At 39.1% G+C, this 7,273-nt stretch carries 4 protein-coding genes; 2 read left to right on the top strand and 2 right to left on the bottom strand.

Annotated elements, in window-relative coordinates; genetic code table 11:
* Positions 1-282: 282 nt before the first annotated feature.
* Both Q4533_RS06480 and Q4533_RS06475 read right to left on the bottom strand, forming a co-directional pair.
* Complete coding sequence (locus tag Q4533_RS06480) at positions 283-2,067, bottom strand: M1 family metallopeptidase (RefSeq protein ID WP_303502413.1); 1,785 nt, start codon at positions 2,065-2,067, stop codon at positions 283-285.
* Positions 2,068-2,223: 156 nt separating this feature from the next.
* Positions 2,224-3,195: a PstS family phosphate ABC transporter substrate-binding protein gene (locus Q4533_RS06475; protein WP_102440693.1), complete on the bottom strand. Its 972-nt coding sequence runs from the start codon at positions 3,193-3,195 to the stop codon at positions 2,224-2,226.
* A 1,681-nt stretch (positions 3,196-4,876) separates the two neighbouring features.
* Here Q4533_RS06475 and Q4533_RS06470 point away from each other — a divergent pair.
* Both Q4533_RS06470 and Q4533_RS06465 read left to right on the top strand, forming a co-directional pair.
* Positions 4,877-5,356, top strand: coding sequence for a hypothetical protein (locus Q4533_RS06470; RefSeq protein ID WP_303446580.1), 480 nt, complete (start codon positions 4,877-4,879; stop codon positions 5,354-5,356).
* 342 nt (positions 5,357-5,698) lie between these two features.
* Complete coding sequence (locus Q4533_RS06465) at positions 5,699-7,183, top strand: hypothetical protein (RefSeq protein WP_303502410.1); 1,485 nt, start codon at positions 5,699-5,701, stop codon at positions 7,181-7,183.
* Positions 7,184-7,273: the final 90 nt, after the last annotated feature.

The raw sequence follows: 7,273 nt of genomic DNA, 5'->3' as shown, positions 1-7,273 counted from the left end.
GGTAATGAACTTTTTTGAAATGAGCCACTCTGAGTAACTGTAGCAACGAGGTAATGTGCTTTTAAGGCGATGTTCACAAACTCTTCATCACAGTGACTGAATATCGAATGACATTATCGCTAACCGAATTATGTTTTACCCGGTTTCATTGTTCATCATCATCCTCCATTTAGGGCATTGTTAATACGCTAGCGCATTATTAGCAAAACCCGCAAAGTAATACTTCTGGCAACCCATTGGGTTGCCATTTTTTTAGCCATTGTTAATCAATAGCGCCGAGCTTCAAAGCTGCTGCATCAGTGCATCAAGTTGTACTTGCAGTGAAGGATGATAACCTGCCCTTGCCTGCTGAAATATCGCTAAAGCCTGTTGCTCATACCCGGCAATTAATAACTCGTTATAAAGCGGCTTAACAAACTTTGCTCGGCCAATATGACCTAAAAAGGCTGCAACCTTTGGCAGCACTATCTCATAGTTATTGCGGATGGCTACACTGTACCAGTCGCAGGCAAGCTCAGCATTTTGTGAACCCGAGAAGCCAAACACGCTATCAAGATCGGTAAGTTGTAGCTGCGTGAGTTGCAGCGGTAGCTGTTTGATAAAATACTGCCAATGATGCACTCGCCAACCAGCCACATTCAATTTAGCCGCACTGTCGCCCAGCTTTAATTGCTGCAATGCCAAATCCACTTTATCTAAGCTTGTGGATGTCGGCCCAACAAACCATTGGGGTAATCCTTCACCGTATACCCAAGTCATCAACTCTGATTCACTGATGGCCTCGGGATACTGCACAAGCAAGGTTTGCTTGGCATATTCAATAAAGGTTTCTGTGGTAATGGCTTGAAATTTAAAATGCTGCACATAATCAAATAAGAAGTGATCAAAGGCTTTACGGCCTAATCGTACTTCAAGTTCATGGACAAACATTGATGCTTTGTCATAGGTAAAGCGATTAAAAGCGTCATTCGCATCTTGGTGCTGCACGTTCGCCGGTAGTGTTTGCGCGGCTAATGGCATTGAGGTCATTTCTTCTTTAAGGCGGCCAAACTCAATCACCCACTCCAATTCAGCTTGCTCTTCACCATATATTTTCTCAACTAAACGGTTGGTAAAATAGGTGGTAAAGCCTTCATTAAGCCATAAGTCACGCCATGTTGCATTACTGACTAGGTTACCGGTCCAGGAGTGTACTAATTCATGAGCGACTGTTGATACTAGGCTTTTATCCCCCGCGATTAATGTCGGCGTGATAAAGGCAAGTCTTGGATTTTCCATGCCACCAAACGGAAAACTGGGCGGCAATACAATCATGTCATAACGACCCCAAGGATATGGGCCTAATAAAGACTCTGCAGCCAATATCATCTCTTCGGTATCTTCAAACTCTGCTAATGCGCTGGCCAACATGGCAGGTTCGGTATAAATACCGCAGCGATCACTTATCGCCCCGTAAGCTAAATCCCCTACTGCCAGCGCTAATAAATGGGTCGGAATGGGCTTTTCCATCTCAAACTGAAATACACCATCTGTTGGCATCACATCGCTATTAGCAGCGCTCATAACGGCTCTTAAACCATTATTGACTGTCACTGTTGCTGTGAACGTAATACGGGCTTTAGGCGTGTCTTGCAAAGGGATCCAACTGCGGGCATTAACGGGTTGCGATTGACTGAATAAATAAGGAGATTGTTTACCTAAGGTTTGTTCTGGCGTGAGCCATTGCAAGCCTTGCGAATTCGGTGAGGTGCGGTATTGAATCACAACTTCATCAATTACCTTACCGATGTTGATAACGATTTTATCCCCTTGCAGAGTATCAATATGCTCAACGGCATAGTCAACGGCATTGCCTTGGATATCACTGATGGTATCAATATTAAGATCTCGACCATCAAGCACGAGTTGATCACAAGTTTGCAGGCGCTTGAACTGTAATATCACTTGGCCAGTCAATTGTTGTAACTCGAAATCAACTGCCAGTGTCAGCTGCATATTATGTACTTTAATTTCATCAGTATTGGCTACTGAATGATAGTCACGATTATTATCCCAAAGCGTTGTCAATTTGATACCTATTCACCAACAGTATGATGTGCAACAGAATATACCAATGCGCGCTTTTCATCGACAAGTTAGATTAAATTCATATTTATCGAAGGTATAAAAAAAGCCTCAACTATATTCATAATTGAGGCTCTAATCATTTGTTAGGCGGTAAGCTTAAAGCTTGATACCTGCTTTTTGTAAATCTTTTGCAACGACACTACGTGGTAGTGGAACATAGCCATCTTTCTCAACAATTTGCTGACCCTGCAGCGATAACACGTAACGGATGAACTCTCGATCCATTGGTGATAAGTCATTGTTTGGGTGCTTGTTGATGTAAACGTATAAGTAACGTGATAATGGGTAAGTCCCATTCGCTGCATTACCTGCAGTTGCTGCGATGTATTTAGTGCCTTTCTTTGAAAGCGCTACCGCTTTAACACCTGCAGTTTTGTAACCGATACCAGAATAACCGATAGCATTAAGACCTTGAGAAACTGATTGCACTACTGAAGCAGAACCTGGTTGCTCATTAACGTTTGGTCTAAAGTCACCTTTACAAAGTGCTTTCTTTTTGAAGTAACCGTAAGTACCTGATACTGAGTTACGGCCATATAATTGCACGTCTTTCTTAGCCCAGTTACCTTCTAGCCCAACATCGCCCCAACGCGTTACATCATCACCACCACACTTTTTAGTTGATGAGAAGATTGAATCGATTTGCTCGATGCTTAACCCTTCGATTGGATTATCTTTATGAACAAATACTGCTAATGCATCAATTGCAACACGAATAGCTGTTGGTGCGTAACCATAATGTTTTTCAAAAGCTTCAATTTCATTAGGCTTCATTTGACGGCTCATAGGACCGAACTGAGAAGTACCTTCAGTTAATGCTGGCGGCGCAGTAGAAGAACCAGCAGCTTGAATTTGGATATTTACGTTAGGGTAAATATGTTTAAAATCTTCAGCCCATAAGGTCATCATATTAGCTAAAGTATCTGAACCCACTGATGACAAGTTACCTGAAACACCACTGGTTTTTTCGTACACAGGTAATGTTTTATCAATGGCTGCCATAGATGTAGCTGAAAATACACCAGCTGCAGAAAAGGCGATAGCGCCAACTAGCTGTTTAAGTTTCATTTTTGTGCTCCGGTATTATAAGCGTTGTTATTTAAGACAGGCTCAGTATCAATGACGATGATGACAAGTCTATGACGCTAATGTGACAGCAGTATGACAATTAACACTTTTAACAATCACACCAAACACGTTCCAAAGCTAATTAATGGCAACCTTAAGCAGTTAAAAATCATGGTATTAGCTGAAAATCAGTTTATTTAAATTGCTTAATACAGCTAATTTTGACTATGAGTTATTTATTAAGCCTGCAGTCTTTACCTAACAAGTTAGGCTTTGTTGCAACAAAGACCAACAAATAGTTTACGGACGCATCCGCAAGACCTTATAAAACCCGCTTCATGTAAGTTATTTGATACTGACCATTTTAAAGAAGCATTATTGTGGCTTAAAGAATCGGTTATTATGAACAATTCAAAGTCGTGATACCTAGTCCGCACCCAAATTAGACTGTTGATGCCTTTTTTGTATTTCCAAACTCCGTTTGGATTAACGTCGTCGGTTTTCCACCCACACCCAACCAAAAGGGTATCAACAGCATTACCCTCCATACTCTTTATTAATGAATTAGGCCCCGCCGCCCCTAACGAAAAATGCTGAAAAGCGCATGATTTTCGATGGGGATTTATCCAGCTTTTAACTTCGTTTGTTGCTAACTTCGGCCCCTGTTTATTATAAAGAGTGAAAATGCTAACGCTTCCGATGGTGAGTCTGAAGTAAATGGATTTACAAATGTCACGGTGGCATGGATGCTAAGGAGTGATCCTGCACCTCGAAAGCTATGCTCACATCCATGTGAGCATCACGCTATTTTCTTCAACGTCCTCAATTCAAATTGAGTTTTAGTCTTTTACTTTCTTAGATTTATAGATTGTCTAGCTTTTGATATTTGGCTTTTACTTGTTGCAATATAAAAAGCTAAATCGAAGAGATGAAAATTCCGGTGTAAGCGCGGCTGTGACCGTCCATGACAAGGACGTCATGGCCGAGCTTTCAGGGACCTTTTGATTTATATAAAGAGTGCAGCGTGTCACAGTCGTGCTTGCACATAAGCCTGCGGCAGGCAATTGGTTAGATTGAAGTGATGGCCTGCTGTTACTGATCTAATATAAATGAAGTTTAAAGCTGGTCCTGGTAACTCGTTTATGCCCCAAAGCAAGCTAGTGTAAATGCTCATTCATATTTTGTTGGAATGCGTTTGCCATCAAAAAAATTATCCGAATGCAGTTCATTTATATATTATGCTACACAGCGTGGTCTAACCTTTCAATGTGTTCACTAACCTATTGATTATATATTGAAGTACTCGATGAAAGGCTGCATTATATGTACGTGAACTACGGTGTAGAGTCGTACAGGAAGCGTTATGTGCTAGAGCGAGTTAGGAGTCATGCCTTAGATGAGTATTCAGTTAAAATTGGTTCAACTTCGAAAGAAAATCAGAGCAAATAAGAAGAAAATTACTGACGCAATTATAGCCGAACACTCAGCAGAGATGTGCATAATTTGTGGGTCTCAAGACCAACTGACTAGAGAGCACGTGATACCTCAATGGGTCTATAATCGTTGTACGAAGCGAACTTTCGAAACAACAACTAACGGTATTTATCAAACATACAATAAAACTACACTACCTGCATGCAAAGATTGCAACTCGAATCTCCTTGGCTATTTGGAGAGACATTTGAAGCATGAATTTGAAAGAGTCGATGTTAGTCACCAAGAGTTCACACATGAGACCTTAGAGTTAATCATCCTATGGTTAGAAACTCTAGAGTACAAATTTCAAGTACTCGACCTTCGCAGAAACTTAAATAAGGTAAAAGGTGCTGAGTACATTCCTTTTATTGGCAAAATGCCTATTGCAATGTTTCAAGGCTCTATGGACACGAGTCCTGCAAAGGTGTTTTCAAATTTTCGCTCGGCATTGCAAGTATTGAGTGTGAAATCAAAGGCTGATAGGTTTAATTCCCTTTGTATTATGCATACTAAAAATAAAGACTTTCATTTCTTCCACTCTACGAATAACTTTATATTCATAGAGTTAGCTGAGTTCGGGATCGCATTTTTCTATTTTTATAAACAATCGTTTGATGACCATAGTGCCGCCACAGAGTCTGCTATGACAATAGTCGAAGATCACTATGCAGGAACTGACACATAAAAGCTGTTGAACTAAGCCGCTGCGCGGAGCCAAATGAGGACTTAATCGAGTATATTATCCTCATTGAATCAGCTAGACTTAAAAAGATGGGATGGAACACAACAATGACAAGGGAATTTCAATGAAAAAAGTACATATCAAGCCATATAATCAATTCAAAACAGCTCTACAGCCCAGAGCCAGCATCAAAAAAAGCAAATCCCTGTAGCATAAAGCATACCAAATTAACCTGAACTTGGCATCGGCCAAGTCCAACAAGCGATTTGTGCCCTGCAAACAGCGCAACGCATAAATACTAAAACGTTACATGCTACGAGTTTTGCATCATAGATTGGAGTTTTTATGGATATAAAAAATTGGTTTCCTGAATTTCAGGTTTCAGCTGAAACAGATGAAGATTTACAACAATACTTCTTCAAACTTCCTGAAATAAAGGAAATAACAAATAGCCGATCTTGGTTAGTTTTAGGCCGAAAAGGCATGGGGAAAACGGCTATTTACGAACATCTTAAAAAGGCAGAGTCTAAAGATTTAAATAATTACAATACAATTTGTATTAACTTTAGTCATTACCCTTGGCCTGCTCATCAGCTTTATAAAGAATCTTTGGCAGGTGAATTATCTGCATATCAAAAAAGTTGGCGTTACCTATTTTTTGTAAAAGCACTTTCCAAATTAATAGAAATAAAAGAGTTAAAAAACGAGTCATTAAACAAAGAATTAAAATGGGCTAAAAAGTATATTGATAAAATTTATGGCAACCCAGATCCAAGTTTAACTGAGGTTATTTTTTCTAAAATAGGCCGCCTTTCTTCAATTGGTGGCCCAAGTGTAGAAGTTGATGATTTTTCCGCTGATATTGGAGAAGTTTCTTTTGAAGATATTGCAGCAGATAAGCAACTTCAATCAAAATTGAGGTCAAATGCATTTACTTTGCTGGGTTACTTTGAAAAGATTTTTAAAGATAACTGTAATGAGCATAAGATTTTAATTGCTTTAGATCAATTAGATGAAAATTGGTTGGAAGGTGAGATAGCTGAATATAGTAAAGTATTAATCAATCTCGTAAATGTCTGCCGAAACATAGCGTTAGATTCTAACTTATCGAAAAATTTGAAAGTGGTTCCTTTTCTTAGAACAGATATTTATCACTCATTAAAATTCAATGATAAAAATAAATTACTTCAAGATAGTGCAGTGACAATTTCTTGGGATTCAGAAAGTCTCGATGATATGTATTTTGAACGTATAAAAAAATATGCTCCAGAAGGTATGACACTAGTTGAAAGTGATAAATCTGCTAATCTATTTGGTATCAGTTTCGTGCGTCAAGGCACGCCTGTTTTCAAATATATAACACGAAGATCATTTTTTAGACCTAGGGATATCATAGTCTACTTTAATAAAATCAGAGATTGCCATGTAGAAAATAGTAGTGGACTATATACTTCACAAGAGCTTTACGATGCAGACCGTGAAGCCTCTACTAGTGCTTATAACGAGTTGATAGACGAATGGTCAAATCAATTCCCTAAGATCAGTGCTTTATTGACAGTTTTACAAACTATTCAAGTAGAAACATTCAACTATTCAGATTTCTCAGCTAAATATGACAGTGAATTTCCGAACGCTTCTGATGGTGAAAAACGAGAACATTTGGCATTTCTTTTTGACAACTCAATAATTGGTCAGAAAAAGCAAGGCCGCTGGGAGTACATAAGTAGTACGCCTAACTTGAAAATGAATATCGAAAAAGATTTTAGGACACATCATGCACTTAAATATCGATTGCACTTAATTGAGAGTCGGCCAAATCAAAGTGTATAAAGCATGTAACAAGTTGCTTAAACGGAAATTAACAGTTGACCATCGCTTCGCGATTATAGCCAACCATTAATTTCCGCTTAGCAAGGCGAT

It is taken from the genome of Shewanella sp. 6_MG-2023 (genome assembly GCF_030547195.1).
GTDB lineage: Bacteria > Pseudomonadota > Gammaproteobacteria > Enterobacterales > Shewanellaceae > Shewanella.
The sequence above is the reverse complement of the archived record's forward strand: the minus strand, read 5'-3'. Positions and strand labels throughout refer to the sequence as shown.